The sequence below is a fragment of the Streptomyces sediminimaris genome (assembly GCF_047049295.1).
Taxonomy (GTDB): domain Bacteria; phylum Actinomycetota; class Actinomycetes; order Streptomycetales; family Streptomycetaceae; genus Streptomyces; species Streptomyces sediminimaris.
In genome coordinates, this window is record NZ_JBJWOT010000001.1 from 3,998,916 (window position 1) to 4,017,963 (window position 19,048).

At 72.7% G+C, this 19,048-nt stretch carries 20 protein-coding genes; 11 read left to right on the top strand and 9 right to left on the bottom strand.

Features of this window, described 5'->3' with window-relative positions:
- Positions 1-112: 112 nt before the first annotated feature.
- Positions 113-1,090 carry a mycothiol synthase gene (mshD, locus tag ACJ9NR_RS18485; protein WP_412488678.1) on the top strand — a complete coding sequence of 326 codons (978 nt, stop codon included), beginning with the start codon at positions 113-115 and terminating at the stop codon, positions 1,088-1,090.
- Here mshD and ACJ9NR_RS18490 read toward each other — a convergent pair.
- The 5 genes from ACJ9NR_RS18490 to ACJ9NR_RS18510 all read right to left on the bottom strand — a co-directional run bounded on the left by ACJ9NR_RS18490 (position 1,047) and on the right by ACJ9NR_RS18510 (position 5,529).
- Complete coding sequence (locus ACJ9NR_RS18490; protein WP_412488679.1) at positions 1,047-1,727, bottom strand: ABC transporter; 681 nt, start codon at positions 1,725-1,727, stop codon at positions 1,047-1,049. The two genes, mshD and ACJ9NR_RS18490, sit on opposite strands and share 44 nt — an antisense overlap.
- Positions 1,718-3,241 carry an ABC transporter permease gene (locus ACJ9NR_RS18495; protein WP_412488680.1) on the bottom strand — a complete coding sequence of 508 codons (1,524 nt, stop codon included), beginning with the start codon at positions 3,239-3,241 and terminating at the stop codon, positions 1,718-1,720. Before ACJ9NR_RS18495 ends, ACJ9NR_RS18490 begins: the two co-directional genes overlap by 10 nt.
- Positions 3,238-4,098, bottom strand: a complete 861-nt coding sequence (locus tag ACJ9NR_RS18500) for an ABC transporter ATP-binding protein (RefSeq protein WP_412488681.1) — start codon at positions 4,096-4,098, stop codon at positions 3,238-3,240. Before ACJ9NR_RS18500 ends, ACJ9NR_RS18495 begins: the two co-directional genes overlap by 4 nt.
- On the bottom strand, positions 4,095-4,910 hold the full coding sequence (locus ACJ9NR_RS18505) for a cupin domain-containing protein (RefSeq protein WP_412488682.1): 816 nt from the start codon (positions 4,908-4,910) through the stop codon (positions 4,095-4,097). The genes ACJ9NR_RS18500 and ACJ9NR_RS18505 overlap by 4 nt, the downstream gene beginning before the upstream one ends.
- Positions 4,911-4,977: 67 nt before the next feature.
- Entirely contained in the window at positions 4,978-5,529 is a 552-nt protein-coding gene (locus ACJ9NR_RS18510) for an RNA polymerase sigma factor (RefSeq protein ID WP_412488683.1), read from the bottom strand.
- A gap of 110 nt (positions 5,530-5,639) precedes the next feature.
- Between ACJ9NR_RS18510 and ACJ9NR_RS18515 the strand changes: the two genes are divergently transcribed.
- From ACJ9NR_RS18515 to ACJ9NR_RS18550, 8 genes are all read left to right on the top strand, one after another.
- Complete coding sequence (locus ACJ9NR_RS18515) at positions 5,640-6,047, top strand: GntR family transcriptional regulator (protein WP_412488866.1); 408 nt, start codon at positions 5,640-5,642, stop codon at positions 6,045-6,047.
- Positions 6,044-6,964: an ABC transporter ATP-binding protein gene (locus ACJ9NR_RS18520; RefSeq protein WP_412488684.1), complete on the top strand. Its 921-nt coding sequence runs from the start codon at positions 6,044-6,046 to the stop codon at positions 6,962-6,964. The genes ACJ9NR_RS18515 and ACJ9NR_RS18520 overlap by 4 nt, the downstream gene beginning before the upstream one ends.
- Positions 6,961-7,917, top strand: a complete 957-nt coding sequence (locus tag ACJ9NR_RS18525; protein WP_412488685.1) for an ABC-2 membrane transporter-related protein — start codon at positions 6,961-6,963, stop codon at positions 7,915-7,917. The genes ACJ9NR_RS18520 and ACJ9NR_RS18525 overlap by 4 nt, the downstream gene beginning before the upstream one ends.
- A 455-nt stretch (positions 7,918-8,372) precedes the next feature.
- On the top strand, positions 8,373-10,742 hold the full coding sequence (locus tag ACJ9NR_RS18530) for an RNA degradosome polyphosphate kinase (RefSeq protein WP_412488686.1): 2,370 nt from the start codon (positions 8,373-8,375) through the stop codon (positions 10,740-10,742).
- Positions 10,723-11,835 carry a CHAD domain-containing protein gene (locus ACJ9NR_RS18535; RefSeq protein ID WP_412488687.1) on the top strand — a complete coding sequence of 371 codons (1,113 nt, stop codon included), beginning with the start codon at positions 10,723-10,725 and terminating at the stop codon, positions 11,833-11,835. Before ACJ9NR_RS18530 ends, ACJ9NR_RS18535 begins: the two co-directional genes overlap by 20 nt.
- A gap of 33 nt (positions 11,836-11,868) precedes the next feature.
- Positions 11,869-12,279 (top strand): NUDIX hydrolase, encoded by a 411-nt coding sequence (locus tag ACJ9NR_RS18540; protein ID WP_412488688.1) that lies wholly within the window; start codon positions 11,869-11,871, stop codon positions 12,277-12,279.
- 260 nt (positions 12,280-12,539) lie between these two features.
- Positions 12,540-13,367 (top strand): SCO4651 family lipoprotein, encoded by an 828-nt coding sequence (locus ACJ9NR_RS18545; RefSeq protein WP_412488689.1) that lies wholly within the window; start codon positions 12,540-12,542, stop codon positions 13,365-13,367.
- A gap of 112 nt (positions 13,368-13,479) precedes the next feature.
- Positions 13,480-13,689 carry a hypothetical protein gene (locus ACJ9NR_RS18550; RefSeq protein WP_412488690.1) on the top strand — a complete coding sequence of 70 codons (210 nt, stop codon included), beginning with the start codon at positions 13,480-13,482 and terminating at the stop codon, positions 13,687-13,689.
- A 46-nt stretch (positions 13,690-13,735) separates the two neighbouring features.
- On the opposite strand, the gene ACJ9NR_RS18555 is transcribed toward ACJ9NR_RS18550, so the two are convergent.
- Positions 13,736-14,074, bottom strand: a complete 339-nt coding sequence (locus tag ACJ9NR_RS18555; protein WP_412488691.1) for a metal-sensitive transcriptional regulator — start codon at positions 14,072-14,074, stop codon at positions 13,736-13,738.
- Positions 14,075-14,298: 224 nt separating this feature from the next.
- On the opposite strand from ACJ9NR_RS18555, the gene ACJ9NR_RS18560 reads away from it, so the two are divergent.
- Both ACJ9NR_RS18560 and ACJ9NR_RS18565 read left to right on the top strand, forming a co-directional pair.
- Positions 14,299-14,919 (top strand): DUF47 domain-containing protein, encoded by a 621-nt coding sequence (locus tag ACJ9NR_RS18560; RefSeq protein WP_412488692.1) that lies wholly within the window; start codon positions 14,299-14,301, stop codon positions 14,917-14,919.
- Between the two features lie 7 nt (positions 14,920-14,926).
- Complete coding sequence (locus ACJ9NR_RS18565; protein WP_412488693.1) at positions 14,927-15,925, top strand: inorganic phosphate transporter; 999 nt, start codon at positions 14,927-14,929, stop codon at positions 15,923-15,925.
- A gap of 123 nt (positions 15,926-16,048) precedes the next feature.
- Here ACJ9NR_RS18565 and pstB read toward each other — a convergent pair whose 3' ends face one another.
- From pstB to pstC, 3 genes are all read right to left on the bottom strand, one after another.
- Entirely contained in the window at positions 16,049-16,825 is a 777-nt protein-coding gene (gene pstB / locus ACJ9NR_RS18570) for a phosphate ABC transporter ATP-binding protein PstB (protein ID WP_412488694.1), read from the bottom strand.
- A 67-nt stretch (positions 16,826-16,892) separates the two neighbouring features.
- Positions 16,893-17,969, bottom strand: coding sequence for a phosphate ABC transporter permease PstA (gene pstA, locus ACJ9NR_RS18575; protein WP_412488695.1), 1,077 nt, complete (start codon positions 17,967-17,969; stop codon positions 16,893-16,895).
- Entirely contained in the window at positions 17,966-18,955 is a 990-nt protein-coding gene (pstC, locus tag ACJ9NR_RS18580) for a phosphate ABC transporter permease subunit PstC (protein ID WP_412488696.1), read from the bottom strand. Before pstC ends, pstA begins: the two co-directional genes overlap by 4 nt.
- Positions 18,956-19,048: the final 93 nt, after the last annotated feature.

Sequence of the window (19,048 nt, forward strand, 5' to 3'; positions counted from 1 at the left end):
CGCGGAGGAGGAGGGCGCACCGCCCGCCGCCCCGGCCGTGGTGACACCCTGGTCTCCCTTTGCCCCTCCCTTGACCCTCACTTTGCGCTCCCCTCCAATTACCCTCATACGCATGACCAGCGACGACACCGCCCGGCCCGGCCGGAACCGCTCCATCGAGACCTACTCCGTGCTCACCCCGGAGCAGACCGAGGCCGTGCTCTCGCTGCTCGCCGACGCCGCCCGGGAGGACGGCCAGCAGGCGGTGTCCGAGCAAGGGCGTCTGCAGCTGCGGCACTTCATGGCGCCGCGAGGCGGGGCGGCCGAAAGTGAGGGGGGCCGGGCGGGCGGAGGGCGCGAGGGGGTGTCCCATCTCCTGCTGAGCGTCGGCGGCCAACTCGTCGGCTACGCCCAGCTGGAGGACACCGACCCGGTGGAGGCGCCGGCCGGCGAGCTGGTCGTCCACCCCGCGCACCGCGGCCGGGGGCACGGGCGGGCGCTGGGCTCGGCGCTGCTCGCCGCCTCCGGCAAGCGGCTGCGGGTCTGGGCGCACGGCGGGCACGCGGCGGCCCGCCACCTCGCGCAGGTGCTGGGACTCACGCTCTTCCGCGAACTGCGCCAGATGCGGCGGTCGTTGCGGGACCTGGACCTGCCCGAGCCGGTCCTCCCGGCGGGCGTCACGGTCCGTGCGTTCGTCCCCGGCGCCGACGACGCCGACTGGCTCGCGGTGAACGCCGCCGCCTTCGCCCACCACCCCGAGCAGGGCTCCCTCACCCAGCGCGACCTCGACGACCGCATGGCCGAGCCGTGGTTCGACCCGGCGGGCTTCTTCCTCGCCTTCCGCGACGGCGAACTCGTCGGCTTCCACTGGACGAAGGTGCACGCCGGGGAGCGGCTCGGCGAGGTGTACGTCCTCGGCGTGCGCCCGGGCGCACAGGGCGGCGGCCTGGGCAAGGCCCTCACGACGATCGGGCTGCGGCACCTGGCGGCCGGGGGCCTGCCGACGGCGATGCTCTACGTCGACGGGGACAACAAGGCGGCGGTGTCGGTCTACGAGCGGCTCGGCTTCACCACGTACGAGACGGACCTGATGTACCGGACGGAAACCTGATCCGGGCGACGCCCGGCCGGCGCCGCACCGGCTCCGGCAGGCACAGTCCCCACAGCACCGCCGCCCCGGCCAGCACCCACGCCCACCGCTCGTGCGCGGCCTCCCACCGCTCGTCCCCGAGCGGGACCAGCAGGTCCCACCGCGGCGGCAGGAGCAGGGGGGTGACGACGGCCGTGAAGAGAAGGGCCGCCGCCACCGACGGGCCGGACGCCGGGGCGTCCGACAGGCGGACGGCCGCCGCGCCGGCCGCGAGGGCCAGGACGCAGGTGGCCGCCGCCTCCAGGGTGACGGCGCCCACCGGTGGCCGTACCCGCGAGGGGACGAGGAGGAGCGCGGCCGTCCACCACAGGGCGGTGGCCGGCCCGGCGAGCGCGAGCCTGAGGGCCGTGCGCAGGGCGCGGCGGGTCGGCACCGTGGCGGTGGTGTGACGGGCCGGGTCGTCCAGGAGGAAGGCCAGGCCCAGCGCGTACGCGAGGATCGCGGTGCGCAGCAGGGTCAGGGCGAGCCAGGGCTCGGGCGTACCGCCCGACAGCCGCTGCGACCCCGCGATCAGCAGTCCGAGGCCGGCCCCCGCCGCCGGCGCCCGCCACGGCAGCGCGCGCAGGAGGGGGAGGGCCAGCTCCCTTGTCACTCGCACTTGTCCGCCGCCTTCGGAGCGGTCACGCCCAGCAGCCGCGCGACCCGCGCGGTCGTCACCTTCGGCGCCGTCAGCTCCGCCCAGTGCGCCTTCACGCGCGTGGCGACGGACCCGGCCGGCTTGCCCAGCAGCTCCCGTACGACGTCGGTCTGGCCCGCCGTCATGTCCATCGGGTCCGTCGGCGACAGGACGATCGCGGAGCCGGTCACGCTGTCGTCGAGGCGGACGTTGCGCAGCGAGGTCATCGGGTCGGGCAGGCGGTTCAGGGCGAGCCACATGACGGTCACCATCCGGCCGTCGCACAGCGAGCCGGCCGCCTTCTCGTCGCCCGCGACCAGCACGGCGGCGACGGCGGCCGAGAACTCGGGGACCCGGTTGCCTCCCCATGCGGTGCCGACCGTCACCTGGTGCGGGGTGGTGGACGGCTCGATCGCCGCGTCGCTGTCCAGGCCGTAGCGGGCGTCGATGCGCTGCCGTACGACCAGGGACCGGGTGTGGGCGGTGCCGCCGGCCCCGGACTGCACGTCGTGCACCACGCCTGCCCAGGTGTCCGCCCGGGGCGTCCACTCGGGGTAGGCGCAGTACGTGGAGGTCCCGCGCCTGACGCAGGTCTGCACCTTCTCGGGGGAGACCGAGGCCCGCTCCCGTGCCGCCTTCGTCCCGGCCGGCAGGGCGCCGGTCTGCAGGATGCCGCCGGTCAGCGCGAGCGCCAGGGCGGCGGCCAGGGCCCCCGACAGGGTCCAGCCGCGGCCGCCGCCCGCCAGCACCGCGAGCAGCGCCACGGTCAGGGCGAGCCCGGCGAGGTAGAGGGCGTGCCAGGCGGCGGGCCGGTCCATCAGGTCGGACGGAAACGCCTTGGAGTTCGCCACGCTCACGACCGGTTCCAGCCAGCGCGTGCCGCGCTCGCCGCTGCCCGCGGGGAACCCTCCGCCGACGAACAGCACGAGCAGCAGCACGATGAACATCGGTGCCGCGACCAGCGACGGCACCAGCCGGGCGACCAGCACCCCGAGCACGCCGAACAGCAGCACCGTCAGCGGTCCGACGAGCAGTTCGCCGGGCGAGCCGCTGCCGACCGCGCCGGAGCGCAGCGCCGCCCAGCCGAACTGGCCGAGCACGCCGACGGCGGTGAGCAGGGCCGCCGGGACGACGGCGAGCGCGTGGGCCGCCGTACGCAGGGACCGCGGAAGCACCAGGACGGCGAAGTGCCGTTCCGTGTCGCGCCGCCTGGAGCGCAGCACGGCGCGGTTGGCGCACACCAGCACCGCGAGGCCGACCAGCAGCGGGGTGCTCTGGGTGGCCCGGTCGGCGTCCTGGAGCGCGGGGTAGCCGTTCTCGAAGTCCGGGGTCCGCCACACGATCCAGGCGGCGTACACCGCGAAGGCGAGCAGCACCGGGATGCTCAGCAGCAGCCGGCGGGCCTCGAAACGGGCCAGGGCGAAGACGGCGGCCCAGGAGCCCCGGCGGCCCGCGCTCCGCACCTCGACGGGGGTCTCCTCCAGTACCGCGGTCATGCCGCCACCTCCGCGCCCGCGTCGTCCAGGGCGAGCAGGTAGCCGTCCTCCAGGGTGGGTTCGAGCAGGTCGACGCGGTCGGGCGGGCTGCCCACGTTGCGGAAGGAACCGGTGCCGGTGCGCCAGCCGGCCTTCGCGCCGGGGTCGCGTTCCGCGCTGCTCCACACCCGCCCGGCGGCCCGCGCGGTCAGCTCGGCCGGGGTGCCGTCGAAGCGGATGCGGCCGCCCGCCATCACCAGCACCCGGTGGCAGAGCATCGCCACGTCCTCGGTCTGGTGCGTGGACAGCAGGACCGTGCGGCCCTCTCCGGCCCGCGCGATCAACTCCCGGAAGCGCATGCGCTGTTCGGGGTCGAGGCCGACGGTCGGCTCGTCCAGGGCCAGGAAGCCCGGGTCGCCGACGAGCGCGGCGGCCAGCGCGACCCGCTGCCGCATCCCGCCGGACAGCTTCTTGATGCGCTTGCCGCGTACGCCGGCGAGGTCGACCTCGTCCAGGACGCGGCGCACCTCGCGATGGCGCGCCGCCCGGTCGGTCAGCTCCTTGAGGATCGCCACGTAGTCGACGAACTCGAAGGCCGTGAAGTCCGGGTGGAAGCCGGGCGTCTGGGGCAGATAGCCGAGCCGGCGCCGCACCTCCTGCCGGCCGCCGGCCGTGGCCGGGTCGTACCCGAGCGCGGTGAAGGCGCCCCGGTCGGCGGGCACGGCCGTGGCCAGCACCCGCAACAGGGTGGTCTTCCCGGCCCCGTTGGGCCCGAGCAGCCCGGTCACACCCGGTGTCAGCCGCAGCGACACGTCGTCGAGGGCCCGGGTCCCGCCGTAGCTGAGGCTCAGCCCCGAGGCGGAGACGGTGGGGGTCATGCGGCACTCCTGGAGAAGAAGTCGAAGCGGTCACGTACGAGGAGGAGCAGCCCCACGGCGAGGGCGGCCAGCACGGCGGCGGCGCCCTGTCCGGCGGCGGTGAACGGGACGGGCGTGCGGTCGCCGCCCGCCCGGACGGCGAGCAGCGCGACCCATGCGAGGCCGACCAGCGACGGCGCGAGCACCGGCCCGAGCCGCGGGGTCAGCGCGAGCCCGGTCGCGGTCAGGGCGAGGGCCGGCAGCAGCCAGGCGAGGGCGCGCAGGCCGTAGGACGGCAGAGCGAGCGTGGCCAGCAGGTTCAGCCCGATGCCGGTGGCGAGGACCGCGACGGTACGGATCATCAGCAGCCGGAACCCGTGCAGCGGGGCGACGACCGCCATCTCGTACGTCGGGTCCATCACGGGCCCGTAGGCGAGCGCGACCCCGGCGAGCGGCAGCAGCGGCGCGAGGGCGAGGAACAGGGTGGGCGAACCGGCCGTGTACACCGCCCCGACCGTCGCCACCAGCAGGAACACCACCGCAGCGAGCCAGGAGCGGCGCAGCACCGGGGTGGCCGTGAGCAGGCGCGCGGTGTGGTCGGCGATCCCCAGCCGCACCAGCAGCGACTCGAGCCGGCCGGGCCGGGGCGCGTCGAGTTCGGCGTCCAGCCGCTCCCAGCCGGCGTCGAGCGTCGCGGGGTCGCCGACGCCCGCGAGCACGGCCCGGCACTGTGCGCAGGCGAGCAGGTGGGTGTCGGCCGACCAGAGCAGGGGCGGCGACAGCTCGCCCCGGGCGTAGGCCCGTAGATCCTCTACGGCGACGTGCCACGTCATGCCGCCACCTCCCGCGTCCGTTCACGGGCGCGGGCGGTGCCGCGGCCTCGATCGCATACCTGCCCGCTCATGCCAGCGCCTCCCGCAGTTGCTTCCGGGCCCGCATCGCCCGTGTCTTGACCGTGCCGGGCGGAATCCCGAGCAGGACGGCCGCCTCACGGGTGGTGAGCCCGTCGATGACCGTGGCCTGCAGGACCGCCCGGAGTTCCGGCGAGAGCCGGACCAGGGCGCCCGCGAGGTCCCCGTGCTCCACCCCGGCGAGCACGCGCTCCTCCGCGGACGCCTCGTCCCGGTGCCGCAGCCGCGCGAGCGCCTGCCGCAGCCGGCCGCGCGCCCCGTCGCCGCGCAGCGCGTCGATCAGCCGCCGCGAAGCGATGCGCCACAGCCACCCGGCCGCGTCCTCGCAGTGGCCCTGCTCGCGGAAGCGGGCCTTGCCCCGCCAGATCGCGAGGAACGTCTCCTGCACGACGTCGTCGACCACACCGGGGTCGGCGCAGCGGCCGCGCAGGCGTGCGGTCAGCCAGGGCGCGTGCCGCCGGTACAGCTCCTCGAAGGCGCGCCGGTCGCCGTCCGCGGCGACCGCGCGCAGCAGCTCCCCGTCGGTTCTCGTTTCGCTCACGTCTCCTCATCGGACGGCCGTACCGGATCGGTTCACAGGCTCGCGCTTGACTTTGCCGCACCCTTCCACCACCCTTTCACTACTCAATTAGTGAAAGGGTGGTTGTACGAGTGGTCGAGTACCGCATCGACCGGCGCTCCGGCGTCGCCACCTACGTCCAGATCGTCCGGCAGACCAAACAGGCCCTGCGGCTGGGCCTGCTGGAGCCGGGGGACCGGCTGCCCACGGCCCGGGAGGTGGTCGAGGCCACCGCCGTCAATCCCAACACCGTCCTCAAGGCCTACCGCGAGCTGGAGCGCGAGGGCCTGGTCGAGGCACGGCGCGGGCTCGGCACCTTCGTCCGCAGGACGCTCGGCGCGCAGCCGGCCGACTCGCCCCTGCGGGCCGGACTCGACGCCTGGGCGCGGCGCGCCCGTACGGCCGGACTGGACCGCGAGGACGTCGACGCCCTGTTCGGCGCCGTCCTCGACACCCACTTCCCGAAACCCGACGAGCTCTTCCCTGAGGGGGACCAGTGAGTTCCACGAGCACCACCCCGGCCGTCGCCCTGGAGGCGTCCGGGCTCGGCATGCGGTACGGCAGGAGGACACCGCCGGCCCTCGACGGCTGCTCCTTCCGCCTGCCCGCCGGCCGGATCAGCGCACTGGTCGGCCCCAACGGCGCGGGCAAGTCGACGCTGCTGTCACTCGCCGCCGGGCTGCTGCGGCCGACCTCCGGCACGCTCACCGTGCTCGGCGGGCCGCCCGGCGAGCACCGCGAGCGCATCGCCCACCTGGGACAGCACAAGCCGCTCTACCCGCGGCTGAACATCGCCGAGACCCTGCGCCTGGGCGCCGAGCTCAACCCGGGCCGCTGGGACGCGGCCCGCGCCGCCGCGATCGTCGAACAGGGCTCGCTCGACCCCGGCCTGAAGGTGAGCGGCCTCTCCGGCGGCCAGCACACCCGCGTCGCGCTCGCCCTCGCCCTCGGCAAGCGGCCGGAGCTGCTGCTGCTCGACGAGCCGATGGCCGACCTCGACCCGCTCGCCCGGCACGAGCTGATGGGCGCGCTGATGGCGGACGCCGCCGAACACGGCACCACCGTGCTGATGTCCTCGCACATCGTCAGCGAGCTCGCCGACGCCTGCGACCACCTGCTGCTCCTGACCGGCGGCCGGATACGGCTCGGCGGCGGCATCGACGACCTGCTCGCCGCGCACACCGTGGTCACCGGCCGCGGCACACCCGCCGACCTCGCCCCGCACACGGTCGTCGAGTCCCGTACGGCCGGCCGCGGCACGACCGCGCTGATCCGCCGCGACGGCCCGGTCGAGGGCGCCTGGGCCACCGAGGAACCGTCCCTGGAGGAACTCCTGCTCGCCCATCTGCGCTCCCCCGACGTGCCCGCCCTGCTCACCCCGGGCACCACCGCGGCCCCCCTGGCGGTGACGGCATGACCACCGCCACGCTCCCGGCCCCCGCGTCCGCCCGCCGCTCCCTCCCCCGCCCCCGCGGCCTGCTCTGGACGGTGCTGCGGCTGCACCGGACCGCGCTGTGGGTCTGGCTCGCCTTCGTCGCCGCCACCGCGGGCTTCCTGCTGTGGCTGACCGGTCCCGCCGCCGACGCCACCCAGCGCAAGCTCGAGTCCTACGGCTACGGCGGGGTGCTGGAGGCTTCCTCGTCCTCGGCGACGCTGTTCGCCTTCACCTCGGGCGCCTACAACGACCTCTTCTACGACCCCGAAACCCTCATCACGCTCGCCTCCTTCGCCGTCGCCCTGTTCGCGGCCGGGCCGCTGATCGCCCGCGAGCTGGAGGAGGGCACCGCGCAGCTCGCCTGGACGCAGTCGGTCTCGCCCGCCCGCTGGCTCGCCGCCAAACTGGCCGTGCCCGCGTGCTTCCTCGTGCTGGGCGACGGCCTGCTGGTCGCGCTCTACCGGCAGCTGTGGCACGCCCACGGCAATCTGCTGGTGGCCGGCATCGGCCCCCGCGCCCTCTACTTCTCCCTGGGCCCGGCCACCCTCGCCGCGCCCCTGCTCGGCCTGGCCCTCGGCGCGCTCATCGGCCTCGCGGTGCGCCGTACGCTGCCCGCGCTCGCCCTCAGCGGCTTCGCGTACTTCCTGGTCTACGCCTTCCGCGGCAACCACTGGCCCTTCCAGGGCCGATACCAGCAGCCGGACCTGCACTCCCGCAGCTGGGCGATCGACACCACCGGCGCCCGGGTCCCCGACCCCGGCTGCTACACCGACCGGCACTGCCTGGCCGCCCACCACATCGCCCGCTTCGGCCGCGAGTACCTCCCCTCCCCCGACTACTGGCCCCGCCAGCTCCTGGAGACGGGCGTCCTGCTGGCCCTCGCGGCCCTCGCCACGGCCACCGCCTTCGCGGTACTGCGCCGCCGCGCCGTGTGACACACCCGCCCCTCGGATGGTCCTCCCGCCCTTCCCGGACGGGAGGACCATCCGCGTTCTCGACGCACGGCCCCTGCGCGGACGGCTCCCGCCGCCCCTTCGCGGACGCACGACCCTCCCGACCCGCACGGACGGCCCCCTCCGCAGACGGCTCCCGCCGCCCTCCCCGGGTAGCTCCCCCGCCCTGCGCGAACGGCCCTCCCACCCCCCTGCAGGGCAGTTGCTCCCGCCCCTCCCCGCACGGCCCCTCCGGCCCCTCCGGCCCCGCGCGGACAGCTCCCCCCGCCCTTGAGCGCACGGCTTTCCCACCCCTCCGCAGGCGGCTGTCCCGCCCGCCCCGCCACGTCGACGGGCACCGCGGGCGGCCGGCGCGGGCGCCCGGGAGCCGCGCCCAGATATCCCGCACGCCATGTCGCCGTAACCAACGGTTCAGACGGGCTTGCGACGCTCGGCCAATGACGCCCTCCGTGCCGAAGCCTTCGCCGCCCCCCGAGGGGCCCGCGGGGGGCGGGGACGCAATCCGCTCCGTGAACGCCCTGCCTCCCGCGCTTTCCGACGCGCCCGTATCGCTCGGGGCGCGGAAGAATGGGTTCATGAGCCAGCAAGAAGCCCAGGTACCGGTCCAGCACGCGCAGCCCTCCGTGGGCTCCATCGCCGCGCACCGCCCGCACACGGTGGCCGCCGCGGTGTCCGACCTGGAACCCGACATCGACGCGGACCTCGACGCCTACGAGGAGTCGCCGTACGACGGGCCCCAGCTGCCGCAGGGCCGTTTCCTCGACCGGGAGCGAAGCTGGCTCGCCTTCAACGAGCGCGTCCTGGAACTCGCCGAGGACCCGAACACGCCCCTGCTCGAACGGGCCAACTTCCTCGCGATCTTCGCCAGCAACCTGGACGAGTTCTTCATGGTCCGGGTGGCCGGTCTGAAGCGCCGTATCGCCACCGGTGTCGCCACCCGTTCGGCGTCCGGACTCCAGCCGCGCGAGGTGCTGGAGATGATCTGGGCCCGCTCGCGCGAGCTCATGGCCCGGCACGCCGCCTGCTACCACGAGGACGTCGCCCCCGCGCTCGCGGAGGAGGGCATCCACCTGGTCCGCTGGAGCGAGCTGACGGAGAAGGAGCAGGCGCGCCTGTTCACCCTCTTCCGGCACCAGATCTTCCCGGTCCTGACCCCCCTGGCGGTCGACCCGGCGCACCCCTTCCCGTACATCTCCGGCCTGTCCCTGAACCTGGCCGTCGTGGTACGCAACCCCGTCACGGGCCACCGGCACTTCGCCCGCGTGAAGGTGCCGCCGCTGCTGTCCCGCTTCCTGGAGAGCTCCCCCGGGCGCTACGTCCCCATCGAGGACGTCATCGCCGCCCACCTGGAGGAACTGTTCCCGGGCATGGAGGTGCTGGAGCACCACGCCTTCCGGCTGACCCGCAACGAGGACCTCGAGGTCGAGGAGGACGACGCCGAGAACCTGCTCCAGGCCCTGGAGAAGGAGCTCATGCGGCGCCGCTTCGGGCCGCCGGTGCGCCTGGAGGTCGAGGAGTCCATCGACCGCGAGGTGCTGGACCTGCTGGTGCGCGAGCTGAAGATCTCCGAGGCCGAGGTGTACCCGCTGCCGGGCCCGCTCGACCTCACGGGCCTCTTCCGCATCGCCGGCCTCGACCGGCCCGAGCTGAAGTACCGCAAGTTCATCGCCGGCGTGCACCGCGACCTCGCCGAGGTGGAGTCGGCGTCCGCGCCCGACATCTTCGCCGCGCTGCGCAGCCGGGACGTCCTGCTGCACCACCCCTACGACTCCTTCTCCACCTCCGTGCAGGCGTTCCTGGAGCAGGCGGCCAACGACCCGGACGTCCTCGCCATCAAGCAGACCCTGTACCGCACCTCCGGCGACTCCCCCATAGTCGACGCGCTCATCGACGCCGCCGAGGCCGGCAAGCAGGTCCTGGTGCTGGTCGAGATCAAGGCCCGGTTCGACGAGCACGCCAACATCAAGTGGGCGCGCAAGCTGGAGGAGGCCGGCTGCCACGTCGTCTACGGCCTGGTCGGCCTCAAGACGCACTGCAAGCTGTCCCTGGTGGTCCGCCAGGAAGGCGACACCCTGCGGCGCTACAGCCACGTCGGCACCGGCAACTACCACCCGAAGACGGCCCGCCTCTACGAGGACCTGGGCCTGCTGACGGCGGACCCGCAGGTCGGCGCCGACCTCTCGGACCTCTTCAACCGGCTGTCCGGGTACTCGCGCCGGGAGACCTACCGCCGTCTCCTGGTCGCCCCCAAGTCCCTGCGTGACGGCCTGATCTCGCGGATCAACAAGGAGGCCCAGCACCACCGTGCGGGGCGCCCCGCCTTCATCCGCATCAAGGTCAACTCGATGGTCGACGAGGCCGTCGTCGACGCGCTCTACCGGGCGTCGCAGGCGGGCGTGCCGGTGGACATCTGGGTGCGCGGGATCTGCGCGATCCGCCCCGGCGTCGCGGGCCTGTCGGAGAACATCCGGGTCCGCTCCGTCCTCGGCCGCTTCCTCGAGCACTCCCGGGTCTTCGCCTTCGGCAACGGCGGCGAGCCCGAGGTGTGGATCGGCAGCGCCGACATGATGCACCGCAACCTCGACCGCCGTATCGAGGCCCTGGTCAGGGTCACCGACCCGGCCCACCGGGCGGCCCTGAACCGGCTGCTGGAGACGGGCATGTCCGACACCACTTCCTCCTGGCACCTCGGGCCGGACGGCGACTGGGTCCGGCACGCCACCGACGCGGACGGCGCGCCCCTGCGGAACATCCAGGAGATGCTCATAGACGCCCGGAGGCGCCGGCGTGGCACAGCAACACCTTGACCCGACGGACCCCACGGCCGGGCCCGCCCCCACAGGTGACGCCCTCGCGGGCTATCTGCGGGCCCAGGCCACGGAGTTCCTCCGCGCACTGCGCCAGCACCGGGAGACCGGCGCCGCGGCCCAGGGCGGCACGGAGGATCCCGTCGACGCGGCGCGCGCCCTGCGCCGCTCGGTCCGCCGCATCAGCGGCAGCCTGCACACCTTCCGCCCCCTGCTGGAGGCCGACTGGTCCGAGAGCCTGCGCCCCGAACTGGCGTGGCTGTCGGGGACGTTGTCGATGGAGCACGCCTACGCCGGCCGCCTGGAGCGGCTGCTGCTGGCGCTGCACCGGCTGTCGGGGGCCGCGGCCTTCCCGGCCCAGGCGGCGACCGCGGTGGCCGGCGGTCGCACCGCCGGGACGCAGCAGCTCCCGGTGAACGCGTCGCGGACGGCCGCCGGTCCCCCCGCGGAGACACCCGCGCCGGACCGCGGCAACCTGACCGTCGGCGCGGCCAAGGCGGGCGCCCTGCTCGAACGCCAGCTGACACTGGCCCGGACCCGGGCGCACTCCACCGCCCTCCAGGCCCTGGGCTCGGGCCGCTTCCACGCCGTCGCCGACCAGGTCGCCGTCCTGGCCAGCGAGGTCCCGCTCACCGCGACCGCGCCCACCACCGACCTGCGCCCCCTGGCCGCGGCCGCCGAGGAGCGGCTGACCGACGCCGTGGCCGCGCTGCCGCTCGTCACCGCGGGCAGCCCCTACAACGCCGAGGCCCTGATCCACGGCCTCTCCCCGGACCCGTCGCCGCACCCCCAGGACGCCCCCTGGCACCAGGTCCGGCTGCTGCTGCGCCTGCACCGCTACGCCCGCGAGGCGCTGTACGGCACGGACGGCCCCGTCGACGTCCGCCTGCTGACCGCGGGCCAGGCCCTGGACCGCCACCGCGACGCCTCCGAGGCGGCCGCCGCCGCGGCCGCGGCCGCCCGCACCCCGCGCATCGCGCCGGCCACCGCCTACGCGCTCGGGGTGCTGCACGCGGACCAGCGGCACGAGGTGGAGGCGGCCCGCTTCGCCTTCCAGCAGTGCTGGCAGAAGCAGGCGGTGAGCACGTCCTGAGGTGTCAACCCCGTCGAAGGAGGCGGTGAGCCGGTGACTCAGACCAACGACACCCTCGTCCAGGCGGCCGGCTGCGTCCTGTGGCGCCGTTCCCCGGTCGGCGGAGAGCTGGAGATCTGCCTCGTCCACCGGCCGAAGTACGACGACTGGTCGCACCCCAAGGGCAAGTTGAAGCGCGGCGAGGACCCGGTCGCGGGCGCGCTGCGCGAGGTCGCGGAGGAGACGGGGTACACCGCCCGGCCCGGGGCCGAGCTGGCCTCCGTGCGCTACATGGTCAACGGCCGCCCCAAACAGGTGCGTTACTGGGCGGCCGAGGCGACCGGCGGCCACTTCACGCCGAACGACGAGGTGGACCGCATCCTGTGGCTCTCCCCCGCCGCGGCCCGCGGCCGCCTGACACAGTTCCGCGACCGCGCCCTCATCGACGAACTGCAGCCTCTCTAGTACCGCATGGAGGTCATGTGCCCCTCGGCGTCCGTGCGGGCCTGGCTGCGGGCCCGGCGCGCGGGGCCCCGCCACCCGCAACTGCACCGTGCGAAACAGAACCGGCCCTGTTCGACCGTCGTCGTGCGATGTTCCGGCTGCGCCACGGTGACAACGTTACCGAGCCCGCGTAAAGCCTTGGTATGCGCGTGACGGCCCCTCCGACCCGTCGTTAAGCGGAACGAGCCCGTGACGGACGTACCGGCTGGGGGAGACAGGCCATGACGGAGCTGCAGCACAGGGGGACGATCGTCGCGGCCGGGCTGATGGCCTGTGTGTGCCTGGGTGCGGGCGGCTGCGCCGGCACCGGCTCCGCCGCCGAGGACCCGGCCGCCGCCGACCCCGTGGGGATCCTGCGCCACGCCGCCGGCGCCCTGGTGGACGCGGGCACGTCGAAGGCCGGCACGTCGATGGAGATGGCCACCGGCCACACCCGGGTCACCATCCGCGGCACGGGCGACTACGACTACCGCCGGCAGGTCGGCAGGCTGCGGGTGCAGCTGCCGCAGACCCCGGCCGGCACCGCCGAGCACCGGCCGATCACCGAACTCCTCGCCCCCGGCGCCCTGTTCATGAAGAACCGGGGCGCGGGCGTACCGGCCGACAAGTGGGTACGGGTCGACACGGCCACCCTCTCCGACGGCAACCTGGTGACCGGCGGGGCCACCGACCCCTACGCCGCGGCGGAGTTGCTGCTCGGCACGCGCACGGCGACGTATCTCGGCCGTACCGAGTTCGCGGGTGTCGAGGTGCGGCACTACCGCGGCACCGCCGACCTCGCCGCGGCGGCGAAGAGGGCCTCACACGGCGTCCGCGCCTCGCTCGCCGCGGCGGCGAAAGGGTTCGCCACGGCCGAGGTGCCGTTCGACGTCTACCTCGACGACCAGGGCCGCATCCGCAAGATCCGGCACCGGTTCAGCTTCGTCAACGGACGGCGGAAGAGCACGGTCGCGGTCGCCTCGACAACCCTGCTGTACGGCTTCGGGACCCCCGTGCACGTACGGTTGCCGGCGTCGAAGGACATCTACGCGGGGAAGATCGCCGAGTAGCGGACCGTGCGCGAGAATGACCGGCCGGCGTCAAGAACTAGCCCTTCCGTGCCATGCGCGGTGCGTAGGCCGATCCCTACTCTAGGAAGTCGGTAACGGCAGAGATGAGGTGATGCACGTGGCTCCGGTCGGCGGTACGGCAGTTCAGGACCACGTCGCCCTCGCCGAGATCGAGCTGTGCGGAGAGCTGATCATCGCGGCCTCTGCCGCGCAGGAGCGGCTCAGCCTGGAGAGCATCGACGCGGTGCTGAAGGTGGCCGAAGAGCGTGCCCGCGCGCGAGACGCGGCCGACACGCACGGCACGGACGGCACGGGCGCCTGACCCCGTACCCCGGGACGCGGCCGCGGGACCCCGGCACCGGCCCCGCTCAGGTGCGCAGCAGCCGCGCGATCGCCGTCGTGGCCTCCTCGACCTTCGCGTCGATCTCGTCGCCGCCGCGCCGGGCCGCGTCGGCGACGCAGTGCCGCAGGTGTTCCTCCAGCAGCTGCAGCGCGAAGGACTGCAGGGCCTTGGTGGAGGCGGACACCTGGGTGAGTATGTCGATGCAGTAGGTGTCCTCGTCCACCATCCGCTGCAGGCCCCGGATCTGGCCCTCGATCCGGCGCAGGCGCTTGAGGTGTTCCTCCTTCTGCTTGTGGTACCCGTATGTCACGTTTTGCGTGGTTTCGTCGGAGGGCGCCGTCGCGCCGGCCTCGGTGGTCGTCATCGCGTCCTCCTGCAAGACGTACGGACATATACCCCAGGTGGGTATATCGTACCGAACTTTCCCGGGTATGGGGCCCTTGGCCGGCAGCGGATCCGAGACCTCCCACCGCCCCCGTGCCGATCGCCCCGGCCGATGGGCGACACTGGGGGACGGCACATTAGCCGTGGCCGGATGTTGCGCCTAGCATCAGCCTGACCGAAACCGAAGCACCTAGAGGACCCCACGTGCGCTTTCGTCTGACCCCCAGGGAGACGAGCTTCTACGACATGTTCGCCGCGTCCGCGGACAACATCGTCACCGGCTCGAAGCTCCTGATGGAACTGCTCGGGGCGGACACATCTGCCCGGGCCGAGATCGCAGAGCGTATGCGGGCCGCGGAACACGCAGGCGACGACGCCACGCATGCGATCTTCCACCAGCTGAACTCCTCGTTCATCACGCCGTTCGACCGCGAGGACATCTACGCCCTCGCATCGTCCCTGGACGACATCATGGACTTCATGGAGGAGGCCGTCGACCTGGTCGTCCTCTACAACGTCGAGGAACTCCCCAAGGGCGTCGAGCAGCAGATCGAGGTCCTGGCCCGGGCGGCCGAGCTCACGGCCGAGGCCATGCCGAACCTGCGGACGATGGACAACCTCACCGAGTACTGGATCGAGGTCAACCGGCTCGAGAACCAGGCCGACCAGATACACCGCAAGCTGCTCGCGCACCTCTTCAACGGCAAGTACGACGCGATCGAGGTGCTGAAGCTCAAGCAGATCGTGGACGTGCTGGAAGAGGCCGCCGACGCTTTCGAGCACGTGGCGAACACGGTGGAGACCATCGCCGTCAAGGAGTCCTGAGGCGTCGATGGACACCTTCGCTCTCATCGTGACCATCGCGGTCGCGCTCTTCTTCACGTACACCAACGGCTTCCACGACTCGGCGAACGCGATCGCCACCTCCGTGTCGACGCGTGCGCTCACCCCGCGGGCCGCGCTGGCGATGGCCGCCGTGATGAACCTCGCGGGTGCCTTCCTGGGCTCCGGGGTCGCCAAGACCGTCAGCGAGGGCCTGATCTCGACGCCGGAGGGCTCGAAGGGGATGGCCATCCTCTTCGCCGCGCTCGTGGGCGCGATCACCTGGAACCTGATCACCTGGTACTTCGGTCTGCCGTCCTCCTCCTCGCACGCCCTGTTCGGCGGTCTGGTGGGCGCGGCGCTCGCGGGCAGCACGACGGTGCACTGGAACGGCGTGCTGGACAAGGTCGTCATCCCGATGATCCTGTCCCCGGTCGTCGGCCTGATCATCGGCTATCTGGTGATGCTGGCGATCATGTGGATCTTCCGCCGGTCCAACCCGCACAAGACCAAGCGCGGCTTCCGCATGGCGCAGACGGTCTCGGCGGCGGGCATGGCGCTCGGTCACGGCCTCCAGGACGCCCAGAAGACGATGGGTGTCGTGGTGATGGCGCTGGTGATCTCCGGCCACGAGACCTTCGGCGACCCGATCCCCGTGTGGGTGAAGCTGGTCGCCGCCGTGATGATGTCGCTGGGAACCTACGCCGGCGGCTGGCGGATCATGCGCACGATGGGCCGCAAGATCATCGAACTGGACCCGCCGCAGGGCTTCGCCGCGGAGGCCACCGGCGCGTCGATCATGTTCGCCACGGCGTACCTGTTCCGGGCCCCGATCTCCACCACCCACGTCATCACCTCGGCCATCATGGGCGTGGGCGCGACCAAGCGCCTCAACGCCGTCCGCTGGGGCGTGGCCAAGAACATCGTCCTGGGCTGGTTCATCACGATGCCGGCCGCCGCGCTGGTGGCCGCGGGGGCGTTCGGGCTGGTGGACCTGGCGTTCCTGTAGGACGCCCGCCGGAGATCTCCGCGCCCCCGCAGCCGACGACGCGGGCCCGCCCCGGGAGCCGGGGCGGGCCCTTTCGTCCTCACGGTGGCACCGCCATGCAGCACCGCGAGGGGTCCTGCCGGCCTAGCCGAAGCGGCCGGAGATGTAGTCCTCCGTCGCCTGGACCGACGGGTTGGAGAAGATCCGCTCCGTCTCGTCGATCTCGATGAGCCTGCCGGGCTGCCCGACGGCGGAGAGGTTGAAGAACGCCGTACGGTCCGACACCCGCGCCGCCTGCTGCATGTTGTGCGTCACGATGACGATCGTGAAGCGCTCCTTCAGCTCACCGATCAGGTCCTCGATCGCGAGGGTGGAGATCGGGTCGAGGGCGGAGCACGGCTCGTCCATGAGCAGCACCTTCGGCTCGACCGCGATCGCCCGCGCGATGCACAGACGCTGCTGCTGGCCGCCGGACAGACCCGCGCCGGGCTTGTTCAGGCGGTCCTTGACCTCGTTCCAGAGGTTGGCGCCCCTGAGCGACTTCTCGACGATGTCGCCGAGCTCGCCCTTCTTGTAGTCGCCGTTCAGACGCAGGCCCGCGGCCACGTTGTCGAAGATCGACATGGTGGGGAAGGGGTTCGGGCGCTGGAAGACCATGCCGATCTCCCGGCGCACGGACACCGGGTCGACCCCGGAGCCGTACAGGTCCTGGTCGTCCAGGAGCACCTTGCCCTCGACCCGGCCGCCCGGGGTGACCTCGTGCATGCGGTTGAGGGTGCGCAGGAACGTCGACTTGCCGCAGCCGGAGGGGCCGATGAAGGCCGTCACCGTGCGGGGCTCCACGGTCATCGAGATGTCCTCGATCGCCTTGTGGGAGCTGTAGTAGGCGGTCAGTCCGCTGACATCGATTCGCTTGGCCATGATTACGTCACTTCCAGATTCTTCGGTCGCCGATGGGCCCCGCCCCGCGGAGCCGGGAATTGTCGCCTCAGCGACCGGTCTTCGGGGCCTTCCAGCGGGCGATGGCCCGGGCCACCAGGTTCAGGATCATCACGAACGCGATCAGCACGAGCGCGGCCGACCAGGCACGGTCGTACGCCTGCGGCGTTCCGCTGACGTACTGCTCGTAGATGTAGTACGGCAGCGACGACTGCGGACCGTTGAACGGGTCGTTGTTGATCAGCTGGTTGCCGAAGACGAGCAGCAGCACCGGGGCGGTCTCACCGGCGATGCGGGCCACGGCCAGCATGATGCCGGTCATGATGCCGCCGATGGCGGTGGGCAGGACCACCTTCAGGATGGTGCGCCACTTGGGCACGCCGAGCGCCAGGGACGCCTCGCGCAACTCGTTCGGCACCAGCTTCAGCATCTCCTCGGTCGACCGGACGACGACCGGGATCATCAGGATGACCAGGGCGAGCGAGCCGGCGAAGCCCGAGTAGTGGAAGCCGAGGGTGAGGATCCAGAAGGACAGGATGAACAGACCGGAGACGATCGACGGAATGCCCGTCATGACGTCGACGAAGAAGGTGACGGCCAGGGCCAGCTTGCCGCGCCCGTACTCGACGAGGTAGACGGCGGTCAGCACGCCGATCGGCACGGCGATCAGGGAGGCCAGGCCCACCTGCTCCAGCGTGCCGATGATCGCGTGGTAGACACCGCCCCCGTCGTCGGTGGCGAGCACCCCCGCCATCGAGTGGGTGAGGAAGTTCCCGTCGAGGGCCTTGACGCCGCGCACGATGGTCTCCTCGACCAGCGAGTACAGCGGTACGACGGCGACCACGAAGGAGGCCCAGACCAGACTGGTGGCCACCCGGTCCTTGGCCTGCCGGCGGTCCTCCACCACGGAGGTGATCACGTAGGTGCCGGCGATGAAGAGGATCAGGGCGATCAGGCCCCACTGGATCCTGCTGGACAGCCCGGCCCCGGCCCCGATCAGCACCCCGAGGGCGATCGCACCCGCGGCGATGGCGGCCGGGGCCCACCGGGGCATCCTGCGGTGCGAGAGGGCCGACCCGGGAACGCGCGGGTCCGTGGCCGGACGCTTGGTGATGGTCTCGCTCATGCGTTGGCCCCCGAGTACTCCTTGCGGCGGGCGATGATCACCCGGGCCGCGCCGTTCACCACGAGGGTGATCACGAACAGCACGAGACCGGAGGCGATCAGGGCGTTGAGGCCGAGCTGGGTGGCCTCTCCGTAGTGGGAGGCGATGTTCGCGGCGAAGGTGCCGCCGCCCGGGTCGAGCAGGTGCAGGCTCAGCACGTCCGAGGAGGAGAGGACGGTGGCCACGGCCATGGTCTCGCCGAGCGCGCGGCCCAGGCCGAGCATGGAGGCGCTGATGATGCCGGAGCGTGCGAAGGGCAGGACCGACATGCGGATGACCTCCCACCGGGTGGCGCCCAGGGCCAGCGCGGCCTCCTCGTGCGCCGCCGGGACCTGGCGGAAGACCTCACGGCTGACGTTGGTGATGATCGGCAGGATCATGATCGCCAGCAGGATGCCCACCGTGAACAGGTTGCGGGGCGCGGTGCCGGGGTTGGTCTGGTCGAAGATGACGGTCCAGCCGAAGTAGTGGTCCAGCCACGCCGTCGTCCCTTCCATGTGCGGCACCAGGAAGAGCGCGCCCCACAGGCCGTAGACGATGCTGGGGACGGCGGCGAGCAGGTCGACGAGGTAGGCGAGCGGACCGGCCAGCCGGCGCGGCGCGTAGTGCGTGATGAAGAGGGCGATGCCGATCGCGATCGGAACCGCCAGGACCATCGCGACGATCGAGCTGACGACCGTGCCGTAGAGCAGGACCGCGATGCCGAAGACCGCCGGGGTGGCGTTGGCGTTCCACTCGAACGTCGTGAGGAAGTTGCCGTGGTCCTTGGAGATGGCGCTCACGGCTCGGGTGGTGAGGAAGACCGCGATGGCGGCCATGATCACGAGCAGCAGGATGCCGGATCCCCGGGAGAGGCCGGCGAAGACGCGGTCACCGGGGCGGCTGACGGTCCGTGCGCTCGTGCCCGCGTCGGGCGCGGGCGCTTCTTGCTGTACGGGTATTCCCATGGATTTCTCCGGTCTGGGTGGGGGGATCTCACCCCCGGCGGCGGTGCACCGGATGGGGGACGGTCATGGGTCCGGTCCCGCGGTCGGTGGACC